Origin of the sequence: Leifsonia aquatica H1aii, from assembly GCF_000633535.1 — a bacterium.
Classification (GTDB): domain Bacteria; phylum Actinomycetota; class Actinomycetes; order Actinomycetales; family Microbacteriaceae; genus Leifsonia; species Leifsonia aquatica_A.
In genome coordinates this window covers 22,314-37,520 of record NZ_AYMR01000001.1, presented here as the reverse complement: position 1 = coordinate 37,520, position 15,207 = coordinate 22,314, and the positions used below count along the sequence as shown (strand labels likewise).

Here is a 15,207-nt window from a genome sequence, read left to right as displayed (position 1 = left end):
CTGCTGCGCAAAAACGGCCTCGTCGGCTCCATAGGGAGGTTTTACGGGCCGGTGACAACGCGAGCATGGAGAGCTTTTTCAGTCTCCCCCGGAAGAACGTCCTCAACACCCGACGCTGGGATAGTCGCGAGGAGATCCGCCTCGCCATGGTCATCTGGATCGAGACGAAGTACAACCGCACGCCCCGTCAACGCGTCCTCGGAAGACTCACGCCCATCGAGTTTGAGACGATCGACAAGGACGCAGACGCGGCCTGGCCGCCCCAAAACCCGACTGTCAACAAGACTCGGGGCAGACTCGGACACGCACCGATCTCAATTGTTGAGGCGGCGAGCGGTAGCCTTCGTCGCTGGAGGTGTACGCAGGCTGACCGAGGCCGAGCCGCGAAGGCTAGGGGAGGGGTGCCAGATGTCGACCGGCTGGCGGAACTCCACGAGGAGGCTGCTTCGTATGGCGAGCTCGACGAGCTGACCCGTCGACGGGAGTTGAAGCAATTCGCTCTGCTTAAGGGCGCTCTCTGGGTCGCCGCGGTGCAGCTGACCGAGGAACTATTCAAGGAACACGGTCGTGCCACCGAAGCCATGGCGTTAGGGGTGGACTGAGTGTGGGAACGGGAGCCGGTCAGTGGTGGCCTTCCGCGCCGTTTCGCCGCCCACTACACGCCGCACTTCCTCCGTCAACTGATCGTGGCCGCAGCGGGCGTCACAGTTCGTCTAGAGGGCCTCCTCGGCGCTGGAGGAGGTCGCGCTTTAGCTACTGATCGGCCGGGCTCAGCTCGTCGTCGACGACAACCGGGTCCGCCTGGACCCGGGATGGCGGAATGAACTCGCCGGCCTCCTGTTCGAGGACGATGACGTGCAGGTCCTCTTCGATGACCCGGAGGACATCGGCAATCAGGTCCTCTCCCAGGCCGCCGGCGACAACTACCTGCCCGAGAACTGGGCCAGACCGTTCGCCACGGGCGACAGCCAGCCCCCGCGCCTGGCGGACCCGCGGTAGCGCATGATTGTCGCAGCGCTCAGGCGGCTGGTAGGGGTGGGACCGCGCTGTCGGGTGTGCGTCTCACGTTGGCCTTGCGATGGGATGAGGCTCATGCCGCCGGCTCCCGGGTCCCTCATCCCGGGGCCGGCGGCGCCTCCTTCTGGATCGCGAGGCCCGCGCCATGGTGACCGAAATCAGCAGCGCCGGCCTAAGCAGTGGTCCGTGCTGCTGTGAGAGGCAGTCGCCTGGGTTAGCCGCGGGGGAGGGTGCCGATCTTGGTGTCTCCCTTGTCGAAGACCGTGAGTTGTCCGTCGGAGATTGTGGCGGTGGCAGCGTCGTTGAGCCAGGTCGTGACGCCTTCGCAGGCCATCTTCGTCGAGGCGAAGGTGCCGAAGGTGAATGTGTCGCCGTTCGCGGATCCTTTGCCGGAGAGGTTGTTGCATCCGTCGTTGCCGCTGAAGGTGCCGTCGTTCTTGATCGTCAGGTTCGGCTGGCCGACGCCGGTCGAGCCCCACGTCCCCGTGAAGGCGGAAGCCGAGGAGGAGCATCCGGACAGGGCGATCACCGCGGCCACTGCGGTGAGAGTGAGGGCGGCGCGGGCAGTCCGGAAGGGACGGGGGGAGTGCAGGTTGTTCATGCCTCTCACCGTAGTGGCAGCGTGTGCTCGGGCGCGCAGCCGCTTCTGTTGATCGGGTCAGCGTCGCTGGCGGGCCGCCCGGTTGCGCGACATCATCCAGCCGGCGATCGCCCCGATGACGAAGATGATGAGGACGAGCGCCCAGGTGGGCATCGCCAGCTGGCCCCAGAGCAGGAAGATCGTCGCGGTGTCGCTGCCGACCGCGTTCTGGATCGCGACGATGACGAGCAGTACGACGAGCACGATGGCGAGCCATCGCCGCTTCAAGAAGGTGATGAAGGGGTTCTTTTCGCTGTGCGACCCGGCCTGACTCATGGGGTCAGTATGGCGCACAGACGCGCCGTTGCATCTTGACTAGGAGGGAGCCATCGGTGTCGGCGAGTCCGGCGAGCTGGGTGAGTGAATCGCCCTGAGTTTCGTTCCTGGGGTTCTCCGTGGCTGGCGGTGGCCGGCACCGGTGATTCGCGGTCAGCGTAGTACCCGGCCTCGACTTCGGCGGGGCGCGGAGGTCGAGGTCACCGTCCAGCCGGCGGTTGTTCCACCACCATACGTATTCCAGGGTCGCGAGCTCAACCTGCTCGACGGTGCGCCACGGGCCTTGGCGGCGGATCAGCTCGGTCTTGTAGAGCCCGTTCACGGCCTCGGCGGGGCGTTGTCGTAGGAGTCGCCGACGGCGCCGGTCGACGGTGTCGCGCCGAGTTCGACGATTCGGTCCGTGAATACCAGGGACATGTAGTTCGACCAGTGATCGGCGTGATGGACCAGCCCCTCCAGGCTCCCCCGTCGCCCCAGGCAGCCATATCGAGGGCTTGGAGGGGCAGGATGTCGGCCTTCATAGTTCCAGCCCACGAAGCGTCGCGAGTACACGTCGATCACGAACGCGACAAAGGTGATGTCGGCGACCCAGAGCCTGCGGGGCGCGTCCGCGATGAACCGACGCTTCACCCCGTCCGCCGGGCGTTGCAAGGCCAGGTCGTGTTTCCTGGTGAACACCTTCTTCGACCGATTCACGCCGCAGATCCCGACGGCACGCATGAGCCTGCCAGTCTGATCGCGGCCGATCTCCCACCCTTGCCGGCACACCAGGGCGTCCATCGTCCGGATCCCGTAGACGCCGTAGCTGTCCGCGTGCACCCGCACCACCTCGGGGATCAGGAGTTCGTCGTGCAGAGCCGCCCGGGCGGGAGGCTGCTCTGGTCTTCGCGGCCCGACAACCGCGAGCGGTGAGGAACCCACACGCTGTCCCACCGATCGTGCGGCAGATGGCCTCGACCCCGAAACGATCCCGGAACACGTCGACGAACCAGATCATCTCGTCGCGCGGCGGTCGAGTTCCGCCGCGAAAAACGCCGGTGCGGCCTTCAATATCTCGTCAGCACACCTCAACTCGACGTACTCCCGCTTGAGGCGTTTGATCTCCGCGAGCTCGTTACTGGTCGTGCCCAGACGGGCGCCCAAATCGACCTCGGAGCGGCGCTTCCACTTCCGCAGTGTCCCGGTCGCGAAGCCGAGCTTGCTGCTGACATGAGTGATCGCCGCGTACTCGGTCTCGTGGTCAAGCAACGCCTCCTCGAGCACGCGGAACGCTCGCTGCCACAACACCGGCGGGAACCGACGGGGCATGGTTCATCCTCCCAAAAGAAGCGAACCAAACCCAGGGCGATTCGCATCAGTCGGATGAAGTGTGTCTTCACGGTCGCGACCTCCCACCTTGGTGGTCACCGAGTCCGGCAGCCGCTTTGGGTCCCCGTAGACGACGATGCACGCTTCCTCGACGCTCGGCGGCCGGGCGGCGCCGGGGAGCCGCAGCGGTCTCCGGACACGGATCACCCAGCAGATAGGTACTGAGATAGCAAAGAAAAACCCCAATAGTACGCAAAGAAAGAGGGGCGACAGCGCACATGACGGATCAGTAAGCACTGATCTTGTCGCGTATGGGCTACTTAAACCTGATCGATTGCGCCCCTCGCCCCCACGACCTTAGAGAATTGGATTACTTGCACAAAGGCAGTGAGAATCGCGACGCGATTCCTGCTAACGACGCAAGTTCCGCCTGCGCGAACGGGTATCGCAGACAGCGGACGAAGAGAGGTGCCTCGCAATTCGGGTTCCGAGGCACCTCTCCTCATTCAGGGTAGAGCTGATCAGAAATCGTGTGCCGCCGTCTATTCGGCCGAGGATGGGAGTGTCATGCTGACTGCGAGCCAAAGTCGTTCACTTGCTGAGAGCTTTGAGCGTGCCATCGATGCCGTACGCTCCTTCGAATCCCAAAAGGCGAACGGAAGCCCCGCCTGCGAAGATCCTACAAACAGCAGGCTTGATGACCTGGTTTTCCAAATGCTTTGCGAGGAATTCTCAATCCGTGCGTTTCGTCTTCTTCTTGGATCCTTGACGGACCCTTCGGAAGAGGCAGCTCTTGAGAACTTGCCCGAAGGACCACGACCTCAGCACTCCTGACGAGACTTCCTCGACGCGGATGCTATGCGCTCCCCAAGCGCCAGCGCGAGATACCGAAGGTTAACTCAACTTCCCTTATCGCCCCTCTTGATTCACGCTTTGAATAACTTGCCAACTAGAGGACCGACTCACCTGATTGAGGGGGATGGACTGCGCGGTTGTTGCGCCTATCACCAACCACACGAAATGAGTTCTGATGCGGAAGCAAGCATCCGTTTTCGTTGGGCGAATCGAAGAGTTGGACATCGCGGTTTCCTTCATACAATCGGGAAACAGTGTCGACGTAATCGGTGAGCGCACCAGCGGCCGATCGGCATTTCTCGTTGCGCTCGAACAGCGACTGAAAACCGCGGGATGGTTCGTGGTGTTCCTCCGGGGGGTGGCTTCGCTCAAGGAACAACCATTGGCCGCTTTATATATCGCAGGTGTCGAAGGGGTCGACCAGACACGCGGCCACTCGCCGCTGCAAAACGCGGTTGCTGCGCTCCAGGCACTCGTGGAGCGTGAGAAGTCAGTGCTCCTGATTGATGACTGGGAGGACCTCGACAAAATGTCATGGGGAGTCGTTCAGGCGGTACAGCTTGGCACCGGCCTCCCCGTGGTTCGTTCGCGGCTGAGGGGGCTCTCCGCTCGTCACACCCCAAGCGGGCCCGCCACTTCAACACTCGACTCGGCCCTCGTCGTCGAGATCTCACCCATGCGCTTCGAAGAAATCTTCACGGTTGTCTCAAACAAGCTAGAGGGGCCCGCTGAAGCAGGGATGACGAGCAGAATCTACGCTAAGTCTGGCGGAAACATCGGTCTCGTCGTCAGCCTGGTGGAGACCGCTCTCCGTGAAGCTCGGATCGAGCGAGGTGACGACGGTTTGTGGACATCGGTCGGTGAGTTTTGGAGCCCCGCGCTCTCCGGTCAGATGGAGGCATATCTCGGTGGGGTCGACCCAATCGAACGGGACACCTTGGAGACTATCGCTCTTGTCGGAGTAGCAGATCTCGACACAGTTCGCTTGCTTGTCGATTGGGAATCGCTTGAATCGCTGGAGGAACGATCGCTCATCTCGCTCGTTTCTTCCGGGAGCCGCCAACTGGTCACGGTGACGCCTCCATTGCTGGTCGAGTACATTCGCCACTTGCCGATTGCAGCTCGGCGAGTCAGACTCATCGACGCCATCGCACGGAAATTGGGCTCCGAAAGCCCGATGGGAACCCTGTTGGGCGTAGAAGCAACCGTCCCAAGAAGTAGCCACGAAAACGACGCCGTCTTCGTCCGCCTGCTGCGGGAAAGGGCTCGAGCGCGCCACATCATCTCCGGTGCGGAATGGGATGCCATTCCATCTCCGGCGTCGGCCGTCCGTTACATGAATGTGTTGATCAACGACAATTCGGAGCCGGACCGGCTAGGACACATCGTTCTCAACACTGATATCCAGATCGGCGAAATGGGCGACCGCGCGGACTTTGCGATCACACGGGCCCGCTGGCAGGCCTATACACGTGGTGAACCCGCTGCTGCCATTGCCGACCTCGATGAACAGATCCCCAGTGCTGGGGAATACGCGCCTGCGCTGAGAGCAGAGAAAGTCTCTATCCTCCTCAATGACGACACATTGGACGTGTCGAATGAGGGCCTTCGGTGCCTCGAATTGGAGCTCCCGCGCGCTCCAGCACCGACAGCGGTTTCGCTCGGAGTGTACGAAGTCCGCATTCTGGTTTCGCTCGCTCGGGGAGACTTCCAATTGGCGCTCACCGACCTCAACGAAGTCGAACGAATCGATCCGACCTGGACCTCGATCTACTCCCGCGTATGGGGCGCATTCGCGCACGCGTCTTCCGGAAACGCGGATCGTGGCTTGCGGCTGCTCCATCGCGGTCTCGACGAAGCCCGCGGACTCCTCGAAATCGAAGCCGTGCGCGCCTACAGCGCCGGGATCGCCTACATCCTGGTCGGGACGGGGGAATACGAGGCAACCGAGGAAATCCTGGACTCAGTCTTTGCAGCAGGCGATCCCGCTCCAATACCTCCGAGCATCAAGACCATACTGCTCAGTTGCGCTGCCGTCGTCGCTTTCCACCTCGGGAAAATGACGACTGCGCAGCGCTACATTCACGAACTCCGGGAAGCCGGTAGCTCCGGGGGAGCACTTCCCATCCAGGCCCAGGCTCTCGCTCTTGCCGACATCGAAAACCTCTCGGACCCGCAGAAGACGGCTGACAGCTTGTGGGATGCAGCGGAGAGGTCTCGGGAGCGCGGGAATAGATACGCTGCCTGCTACGAGTACTTGACCTCCTTGGAAATCTGGATGGATCCCGCACGGCTGGAGCTCGCGGAAGCCGTAGTCGACACAATGGAGGGTAACTTCTTTGCATCATGGGCTGCTTACCTGCGCGCGAGTTACGATCGGAACATAGACGCTCTCCTGAGAGCCGCGCAGGTGCTCCACGACAACGGCAGATACGGTCTCGCACTCGATTCGGTCAGATATGCAGCTTTGCTCGCCACAGACAGGCGAGACGATGAGTCCCTAAAACGGGCTCGTGATCTAACCAATCGCCTGATCAGCGGTCATTCTCCTCGCAAGATCTCGACCTCTCGTTTCGTTTCGCCGAAGCGTCGATTGAGTGAACGGGAACGCGAAGTCGCTCGCCTCGCAGCCGCTGGTTATTCGAATGGGGAGATCTCGAACTCTCTCGTTATCAGTGTGCGCACTGTCGAGAGCCACCTGCACAACATTCTGAAGAAGCTGGGCCTAGACACGAGGAAAGCCCTGCAATTCCTCCCGGGCGAGCTTTGAAGCATGGACACCGAACCCAACCGAGGCGGCTGGCGCGCTGTCGCCCGTCAAAGGCTGTTCGGGTTCGGCTCGAGGGTTTCCCGCATCTGGCGCGCACCGCTCTATCCCCATGCGGCCGATCCGCCATTTCGCGAATCGAGCGCCAACCCAACCAGTATGAACTTCGTAGAACAGGATTCGAACGAGGATCAGGCGGAGCCTGACCCGGTTTTCCGGACACGGTTGTTGCGTTGATCATGCCGCGATCTCGGTGCTGGTGTGAAGGGCTTCGAACTTGATCGGGCAGAGGTAGCCGAGGACGGTCTGCCGGCGGCGGGCGTGTAGAACGCTTCGATCCATTCGAAGATCGCAGCCCGAGCTCCGCCGGAGCGTCCCAGGTAAGGCGGTCCAGGAGCTCGCGGTATATGGTCGACCAGAACGATTCCATGGCGAATTCTGACGGTCGTTGCAACGTCTCTCGGTTTTGCTCAGCCTATCCGAGCTCAACTCGGGCCTTGAGCGCATGAAGATCGATGGCCCGTTCCGCACCGTCGACGAGCTCGAACCCGCGAGACTCTCCTGGGCGCACTGGTCAACGAGAACCGGCTGCACCCATCGATCGCACACCTCACACCAATCGACAAGGAGAACGAGAACTACCGCGAGATCGATCTCCAGCACTAGCCGCCGCTGGGAGAACCAGCCCTCCACTAACCCGGGGCGAATCAGAGCGCCCTGCACCCGATAGAGGTGATCCTGAATCCGACTGTCACAACCAGGAGTGGTCCTAAATCGAGCCGTCACAACAGTCCTAGATCGTACGCAGATCCAGCGAGTTGCTGTCCTTGCGATGAGCCTGGGCGACACAAGCGATCTCCATTAGGATCCCAAACTGGCGGCGGTGCGATCGGCCGACGACTCGCGCAATAACAGAGTGCCTATCTAAAGTTCGCCGAAAATCGATCTAAGGTTGGCCGTCAAAAGAAAAGGGACTGTCTGATTTTCGGTGTTTCTGGGTCGGCCTGACGGAGAGGAACAGGCCGTGATGGACACGACCGAGATGATCGATCCTGTGATGGGAGAGATCATCGATGAGCAGCAGCTCGCGGAGCAGCTGCTGAGGCAAGCGAAGGGGCAGGGCGTCGACCTCGTCGGCCCCGACGGGTTGCTGAACGGACTCACCAAGCGAGTCTTGGAGACAGCGCTTGAGGCGGAGATGACCGAGCACCTCGGTCACGAGAAGCACGCGCCGGCCGAGAGCGGCAACATCCGCAACGGCAGCCGCTCGAAGACCGTGCTGACCGAGGTCGGTCCCGTCGAGATCGAGGTGCCGCGGGACCGGGCGGGGTCGTTCGAGCCGAAGATCGTCAAGAAACGGCAACGACGGCTCACCGGGGTTGACGAGATCGTGCTCTCCCTCACCGCGCGTGGGTTGACGACCGGAGAGGTCGCCGCGCACTTCGACGACGTCTATGGCGCGTCCGTGTCGAAGGACACGATCAGCCGGATCACCGACAAGGTCATCGAGGAGATGACCGAATGGCAGAACCGACCATTGGATCGCGTCTATCCGGTCGTGTTCATCGATGCCCTGGTGGTGAAAGTCCGCGACGGCCAAGTGCGGGACAAGCCGTTCTATATCGCCGTGGGTGTCACGGTGAACGGGGAGAGGGACATCCTCGGAATCTGGGCCGGCGACGGCGGCGAGGGCGCGAAATTCTGGCTCGGTGTACTCACCGAGATCAAGAACCGTGGCGCCGAGGATGTCTGCATCGTCGTCTGCGACGGGCTCAAAGGGCTGCCGGAGTCGATCAACACCGCGTGGCCGCTGGCGACGGTGCAGACCTGCATCATTCATCTGATCCGCAACACGTTCCGGTTCGCGTCGCGGCACTACTGGGAAGAGATGGGCAAGGACCTCCGACCGGTCTATACGGCTCCGACTGAAGCGGCCGCTCGGGAGCGGTTCGAGGAGTTCGACGCGAAGTGGGGTGGGCAGTATCCAGCGATCTCGAAGCTCTGGCAGAACGCCTGGTCCGAGTTCGTGCCGTTCCTGGACTGGGACGTCGAGATCCGCCGGATCATCTGCTCCACGAACGCAATCGAGTCCCTCAACGCCCGCTACCGCCGCGCGGTCAGAGCTCGTGGGCACTTCCCCAACGATGCTGCAGCGCTGAAGTGTCTCTATCTCGTGACCCGCTCGCTTGACCCGACGGGTCGGGGCAGGGCACGCTGGGCCACAAGGTGGAAGCCAGCGCTGAACGCGTTCGCAATCGCCTTCGAAGGCCGAATCAACTAATGACCGCCGGCCCAGAAACACCGTTCATCGGACAAACCTGCTCCTCGCGGCACTCGCCGACGGCCCGAAGCATGGCTATGCCCTGCTGTCCGAAGTGGCTGACCTCTCCGACGGGCGGGTGACGCTGAAGGTGGGATCGCTCTACGCGATCATCGAGCGCGCTGAAGGGGCAGGGCTCGTCCAGCATGTGCGCGACGAGGTCGTCAGTGGGAGGCTGCGGCGCTACTTCGCCCTGTCGACCTCGGGGAGGGAGCGGCTCGCCGAGGAAGTGTCACGGCTCGAGGAGAACGCGAAACGTGCGCGGGAGCGGTTGCGGCGACCGACGGGGACGACGATCGCGGGGGCGACGCGATGACGCGGGATCTGGAAGCGCGGTACAGGGCGGTGCTGCGTTGGTATCCGCAGTCGTGGCGGATGCGCAACGCAGACGTCGTCGTTGGGATGCTGTTGGAGGGAGCGGATCACGACGGTCGCAGTGAGCCCGCGGCCGGCGAGCTGATCGACTTGGCGTTTCGGGGCCTGACTGCGCGGATCGCCGTGGTGCTCCCCGCGGGGTTACGCTCGGGCGCTGCAACTCTGGCCTTCGGGTACGGCCTCGTGTTCTCGCTCGTCTCGTTCTGGAGCAGTTGGTGGGCGCCGCTCTCGCGCTATCGGTCGTCGCTTCGGCTGGCTGCGCCTGACGTGAGCACCTTCGGGCCCTTCCTCAGCCCTGGCGTGCCGGTAACTGCGCTCTGGGTGGCGGCGTTCGTCCTTGTCCTCGTCGGCGCGGGCCGCGCCTCCCGGGTCGTCATCGCCGCGAGCGGAATCGTGGCCATCCTGCTGCCGTCCGTGAATGCGCTCGTGCCCGGATGGGACGGCCCCAGCGCGACGAACCTGGTGTTCTTCGCGCTCGCTGCTTTCCTGGCCGCCTCTGCGTCGCCGAAACGGCGCGAACTCATCATCGGGCTCCCGCTCTGGATCGCGCTCTTCGTCGGCGTCTACGCGTGGAACGCGATGCTGGTACCCGACCTGCCGTCGGATCGCCAGTTCCGGTACATCTTCGCGGCGCGAGTCCCGCCCTCGGTCATGGTCGCGCTGGTGATCGTCGTCGCGGTCGTCCTCCTCCTGCTGCGTCGGCCTGCCGCGGTGGCGGTGTTCGCACTCGCAGCGACGCCCTGGCTTGCCGGCTGGTATCTTGCGACGATCCGTGACAACCCCGCCGGCGCAGCGAGCTGGGGTGCAGCCGCTGTGTTCGCGGTGTTCGTAACGGCAGTGCTTGTGTTCGCGCTGCGGCGATCTGGGATCCGAATCACGATGGAGAATGCGAACCTGGAGCTGCCGAAAGGCGATCATCCCCGCTAGGGGATTATCTTGCGGCCCGCAGGGGATTACCAGAATCAGCGCCCGCGCCAACATTGGGCTGTAGGTGACCTTAGATAGGCCCTAACAGAGCGGTAGGCAGCCAGGTGCAGGAGCCCCATCGGTCGGTCCCCTCCGGTCTCCAGCGAGTGTTCGTGGCCGGCGATGTCAATGCCGCAGGACAACTGCGCCTTATCGTGCTTGCCCTTTCTAAATGGTCGAGTACAGCGGCGAGACTGCCGCCGATCGCGTGCCCGCGGGAGCCGTAAGACGATGACGTGGACAGATCCGGCCGATTCGTCGGTCGCCAGGGTTAGCGCTTGTGACCGAAGAGCGCTCGGATCGTGTTGAGAGTGCCGAGGACGATGAGCGAGATGGCCAGGAACCACCAGAGGAAAACGGCGCCCCAGAGCGGGCTACTCACCAGGGTGAAGCCAGCGAGGATCGAGACGATCGCGAAGACAATCGTGATGACCTTTGAGCCACTATCGCCGAGGGAGAAGAGGGACACAAAGCCCTCGATGATCCAGAGGAAACCGACGAGAACCGTGAGGAAGATCGCCAGGAACGCGGCGGAGGCCTGCAGCTCGGCGAACGCGAAGCTGCCGGCGACGACGTAAAGGACGCCCAGCAGAATGTGCCCGATCCGCCCGCCCGCGCCGAGGCTCTTCGAGAACACGCCGATCAGCGCGTAGATGAGCCCAGCGATCACGGCGTACACGGCGATGATCGCCGTGACCGCAACGGCAGCTTTGGTCGGCCAGGCGAGGATCACGATGCCGAAGAGAACCGCGACGACGCCGCCGACCACCAGGGCGATCCTGGCGCCCTTCGCGGGGCTGGAGGCTGCGGCGGCCGAGGCGCGCGCCGTGAGGTCGGGGGTGGGGAGGGAAGAGGTGCTCACCGGTAGTGTCCTTTCACACGGGTTCTGAGTTTCAGGATAGCGGAGAACGGCCGTCCTGCCCGCTGGGCCAGCGCCTCGATCGGCTATGAGAACCCCCGACTCATTCGGTCTAGAAAGGCCAGAGCATCGGCACAAGCAGCACCGCGACGGACAGGAAGAGCGCGATCAACACGATGCCGAGACGCCAGTAGTCGCCAAAGCGCAGACCGGCTGGTCCCATGATCATGAAGTTCGCCGGGGTGGCAACCGGCGTGAGGAAGGCAGCGGCGGAAACGACGGCGACGGCCATAAGGAACGGCAGGGGCGAGACCTGCAGCTCGGCCGCGACGGATACTGCGATCGGGGAGATGATGAGGGCCGTCGCCGTGTTGCTGATCAGCTGCCCGAAGACCAACGCGACAACGCAGAGGGCGAGCAGCACGACGAGCGGGCCCGCGTGACCGACAGCGCCTACCAGACCGTCGGCGATGAGGGCGGCCGCCCCAGTCTGGGTGATCGCGGTCGACATGGGGATCATCCCGCCCACCAGGAGCAGCGTCGTCCACGAGATCGACCGGTGCGCGCGCTCCACCGTCACCACGCGGGTGAGGACCATTGCCGCGGCTGCCAGCAGGCCAGTGACGGCGGCCTGCATCACGCCAGTCGCTAGCAGGACGACCATCGCGACGAGGATCCCTAGCGCGATCCACGACCGTGCACTCAGCGGAGCCGCCTGGCGTCGGAGCTGATCGGGTTTGTCCACGACCAGCACCGACGGATCAGCGAGGTTGAGGTCCAAGGCCTCCCAACGCCCCTGCACCAGCAGGACATCGCCCGACTCGAGCATGATCGTCTGGGCTTCGATTGCCTCGCCGGCGCGCTGCACCGCGAGTACTACGAGGTCTCCGCTGTCGGTGACCATGCCGGGGAAGACCGTCTCCCCGATCATGCTTGAACGCGGCGCCACCACGATCTCGGCGACACCGTACGTCGCGTCGATCAGCGCGTCCGTCCGGCGGGAGCCAGTGTTGTGCCCTAGACCGGTGAGCTTGGCCTCCTTTTCCAGGACCTTGATGCTCGATGTCGCACCACGCACGAGTAGCCAGTCGCCGGGCCGGATGGTCTCGCTGGCGGGCCGTCGCACACTGCCCTGCACGGCGATGAGCTGCACAGGCGCGACTTCCTCCAGCCGCGCCTCCGCGGGCGTGCGGCCGACCAGCGGCGAGTTCGCGCGCACTCGGACGCGGGCGAACGGCTGCGGCGTCCCATAGGCGGCGAGCAGCGTGCGCGCGTGATCGCTGAGGTCACGCGGCATAGCCGCGGGCGTGCGCTCGGGGATCAGCCAACGGCCGCAGAGCACGGTGATCAGCACCGTGCCGACCACGAGCACGGCGCCAACGGTAGTGAACTCGAAGAAGCCGAACGCGCCCGCACCAGTCTCGGCCGCCAGCTCGGAGATGATCACGTTGACCGGGCTGCCCGTGAGTGTAAGCAGAGAGCCGGCGTGCGCGCCGAACGCGAGCGGCAGCAGCAGCCGCGCCGGCGCGACCGAGATGCGGGAGGCAACGACGACGACCACGGGCAGGAGCGCTGCGACGGCGCCGTTCACGCTGATCAGGGCGGACAGCACTGCTACGAGCAGCATCACCAGGACCGTGAGGATCACCGCCTTCGTGCCGCCGCGTCGTATAAGCTGCTGACCCGCCCACCCGGTGAGCCCGGACGCGTCGAGCCCCTCCGCGACCACGAAAAGGGATGCGATCAGCACGACCGCGGGATCGGCGAAACCCGCGAACGCCTGCTGGAGATCGAGCACCCCAGTGGCCAGCAGCGCGAGTGAGGCTCCGACGGCGACCAGCCCGGTCGGAACCCTGCCGCTGACAAACGCGACGACGGCGAGGCCGAGGGTCACCATGGTCACCGAGATGTCGCTCATACCCTGAATCTAGTGGCTGTGACGAGACCGGCGGCGGCCCAGCGGCCCGTCGCGGAGCCCGCGCGGCCCTACCGGTTGTGACAAACCGGTTCCGGTGAGGCCAGAATGAGACCCAGGTCCATCCGGACGAAAACAGAACAGCGGACGACGCTACTGAGCAGCCGCCGCGCAGAGGGAGACCCGCCAGTGAGTTCACCAACCGCTTCCGTCCCGCAGCAAGCCGCAGCAAAGGCCTCCTGGCTGCCCCTGATCGTAGTCGTGCTCACACAGATCCAGGCGTCATTCGCCGTGAACGCCCTTACCGTCTCGATGGCCGGGATAACTACTGACCTTCGCACGCCGGCGACCTCGGTCGGAACGGCGATCACGGCGGGGACGTTCGCCATGGCCGCGTTCATCCTCCTCGGCGCCAAGCTCGGCGCCCGATTCGGCACGCGCCGGGTGTTCCAAATCGCAGTCGTCATCCATGGCGTGGCGATGGCGGGCGTCGCGCTCAGCGTCTCGCCCGCGATGCTGTTCATCGCTCAGGCAGCCTCCGGCGCCGTGATCGCACTGATCGCACCCGCCCTTACCGTCTTCATCGCCACCAACTACCACGGTAAGCAGCAGGCGCAGGCGATCGGCCTCCTGGCCGCCGCCATTCCCGCAGCCGGGGTCCTCGCGCTGCTCATCGCCGGCACGTTCGCGTCGACTATCGGGTGGCGCTGGTCGTTCTGGCTTATCGTGGCACTGGCCGCGACCAACCTGCTGCTGAGCTTCCGGTTCAAGCCCATCGCCCAGCAGCGAGACCTAAAGATCGACTGGACAGGCGCGGCCATCGCCGCCGTCGCGATCATCCTGCTCAGCTTCGGCTTCTCCGGGCTCGAGCCGTGGGGCTTGGTGCTCGCAACCGACGGTGCCCCCTTCAGCATCCTCGGGCTGTCACCGGCGCCAGTGCTCGTAGTGCTAGGCCTCATCGCCGGCCAGCTGTTCTTCGTCTGGATCCGTCGACGCCAGGCCGAGAAGAAGCCGCGGATCTTCGACCTTCGGGTGCTCGCCACCGGCAGCGAGCGCGCCGTGACGATCTGCATGGCAACGATGCTGTTCGTCGGCACGGCGGCCAACTTCCTGATCCCGCTCTACATCCAGGTGGTCCAGGGCCGAACGAGCTTCGAGACGTCGATCGCGGTCATCCCCTACACGCTGTCGATCTTCCTGGCGAGCACGTTCGTTGCGGGCCTGTACCAGCGCTTCACGCCGCGCCTGCTCGCCCGCTTCGGCTTCGTAGTGGTAGCGCTCGGGCTGACCATCCTCGCGTTCGCGGTGCACAACGAGTGGGAGCAGTTCGTCGTGATCATCGGCCTGATCGTGCTCGGCCTCGGTCAGGGATCGATCGTCGCCCTAGTGTTCAACACACTGCTTTCGGCCGCCCCGAAGAAACTGGCGGGCGACGTCGGAGCCTGGCGCGGTCTCGTGCACAACTTGTCGGGCAGCGTCGGCATCGCCGTGGCGAGCGTCTTTGCCGTCGGCGTGCTGGGCGGCCTCGTCTCGGCGGCCGTTACCGATCATCCGGGCCTCCCGGCCTCCCTGGTCTCGCAGGTGAACCTAGACAACACCAACTTCATCACCAACGGTCAGCTCACCGACGTACTGTCACAGCAGACGGACGCGACGGACGCGCAGATCGCCGCCGCCGTCGCGGTCAACGCCGATGCCCGGCTCACAGCCCTCAAAATCTCGCTGCTCTCACTAGCCGGCATCTCCTTGCTGGCTATAGTGCCCGCCGGTCGGATGCCGGGCCGACGCACCGGCGGTCTGCCGGAACGGCTTGAACCGTCGGACCCCGAGGACGTATACGACCCGGAGGACCCGGCCGTCGCCGCCGGGGACACCATCACGACAATTGCGGCAGCAGAGAAGGACTGAA

The 15,207-nt window shown here is 64.1% G+C and carries 12 protein-coding genes, 1 pseudogene and 1 other annotated feature; of the genes and pseudogenes, 8 read left to right on the top strand and 5 right to left on the bottom strand.

Annotated elements, in window-relative coordinates:
- The first annotated feature begins 65 nt into the window (after positions 1 to 65).
- Positions 66 to 602 carry a hypothetical protein gene (locus tag U870_RS23915; protein WP_115644374.1) on the top strand — a complete coding sequence of 179 codons (537 nt, stop codon included), beginning with the start codon at positions 66 to 68 and terminating at the stop codon, positions 600 to 602.
- A 253-nt stretch (positions 603 to 855) separates the two neighbouring features.
- Complete coding sequence (locus U870_RS24190) at positions 856 to 999, top strand: hypothetical protein (protein ID WP_162819060.1); 144 nt, start codon at positions 856 to 858, stop codon at positions 997 to 999.
- A 232-nt stretch (positions 1,000 to 1,231) separates the two neighbouring features.
- Here the strand turns inward: U870_RS24190 and U870_RS0100120 are convergent, their stop codons facing one another.
- From U870_RS0100120 to U870_RS25135, 3 genes and pseudogenes are all read right to left on the bottom strand, one after another.
- The gene (locus U870_RS0100120; RefSeq protein ID WP_025155392.1) at positions 1,232 to 1,618 is read right to left on the bottom strand and encodes an META domain-containing protein; all 387 of its coding nucleotides are present in this window, start codon (positions 1,616 to 1,618) and stop codon (positions 1,232 to 1,234) included.
- 57 nt (positions 1,619 to 1,675) lie between these two features.
- Positions 1,676 to 1,933, bottom strand: coding sequence for a LapA family protein (locus U870_RS0100115; protein ID WP_025155391.1), 258 nt, complete (start codon positions 1,931 to 1,933; stop codon positions 1,676 to 1,678).
- 158 nt (positions 1,934 to 2,091) lie between these two features.
- A pseudogene (locus tag U870_RS25135) lies at positions 2,092 to 3,241 on the bottom strand (IS3 family transposase); the annotation flags it as partial.
- Positions 2,845 to 2,969 (bottom strand) — a sequence feature (AL1L pseudoknot). (Overlaps the previous pseudogene by 125 nt.)
- A gap of 1,030 nt (positions 3,242 to 4,271) precedes the next feature.
- Here U870_RS25135 and U870_RS0100100 point away from each other — a divergent pair.
- The 5 genes from U870_RS0100100 to U870_RS22960 all read left to right on the top strand — a co-directional run bounded on the left by U870_RS0100100 (position 4,272) and on the right by U870_RS22960 (position 10,485).
- Positions 4,272 to 6,866, top strand: a complete 2,595-nt coding sequence (locus tag U870_RS0100100; protein ID WP_025155389.1) for a helix-turn-helix transcriptional regulator — start codon at positions 4,272 to 4,274, stop codon at positions 6,864 to 6,866.
- Positions 6,867 to 6,869: 3 nt separating this feature from the next.
- Positions 6,870 to 7,100: a hypothetical protein gene (locus U870_RS24185; protein ID WP_162819057.1), complete on the top strand. Its 231-nt coding sequence runs from the start codon at positions 6,870 to 6,872 to the stop codon at positions 7,098 to 7,100.
- An 805-nt stretch (positions 7,101 to 7,905) separates the two neighbouring features.
- Positions 7,906 to 9,144: an IS256 family transposase gene (locus U870_RS0100095; protein ID WP_430623511.1), complete on the top strand. Its 1,239-nt coding sequence runs from the start codon at positions 7,906 to 7,908 to the stop codon at positions 9,142 to 9,144.
- Positions 9,145 to 9,181: 37 nt separating this feature from the next.
- Positions 9,182 to 9,499 carry a PadR family transcriptional regulator gene (locus U870_RS0100090; RefSeq protein WP_029947000.1) on the top strand — a complete coding sequence of 106 codons (318 nt, stop codon included), beginning with the start codon at positions 9,182 to 9,184 and terminating at the stop codon, positions 9,497 to 9,499.
- On the top strand, positions 9,496 to 10,485 hold the full coding sequence (locus U870_RS22960; protein ID WP_025155386.1) for a hypothetical protein: 990 nt from the start codon (positions 9,496 to 9,498) through the stop codon (positions 10,483 to 10,485). Before U870_RS0100090 ends, U870_RS22960 begins: the two co-directional genes overlap by 4 nt.
- A gap of 310 nt (positions 10,486 to 10,795) precedes the next feature.
- Here the strand turns inward: U870_RS22960 and U870_RS0100080 are convergent, their stop codons facing one another.
- Both U870_RS0100080 and U870_RS0100075 read right to left on the bottom strand, forming a co-directional pair.
- Positions 10,796 to 11,386 (bottom strand): DUF308 domain-containing protein, encoded by a 591-nt coding sequence (locus U870_RS0100080; protein ID WP_025155385.1) that lies wholly within the window; start codon positions 11,384 to 11,386, stop codon positions 10,796 to 10,798.
- Positions 11,387 to 11,495: 109 nt separating this feature from the next.
- A complete protein-coding gene (locus U870_RS0100075) occupies positions 11,496 to 13,301 on the bottom strand; it encodes an SLC13 family permease (protein ID WP_025155384.1) in 1,806 nt (601 codons plus the stop codon).
- A gap of 105 nt (positions 13,302 to 13,406) precedes the next feature.
- On the opposite strand from U870_RS0100075, the gene U870_RS0100070 reads away from it, so the two are divergent.
- Positions 13,407 to 15,206, top strand: a complete 1,800-nt coding sequence (locus tag U870_RS0100070) for an MFS transporter (RefSeq protein WP_081815112.1) — start codon at positions 13,407 to 13,409, stop codon at positions 15,204 to 15,206.
- Position 15,207 lies beyond the last annotated feature (1 nt).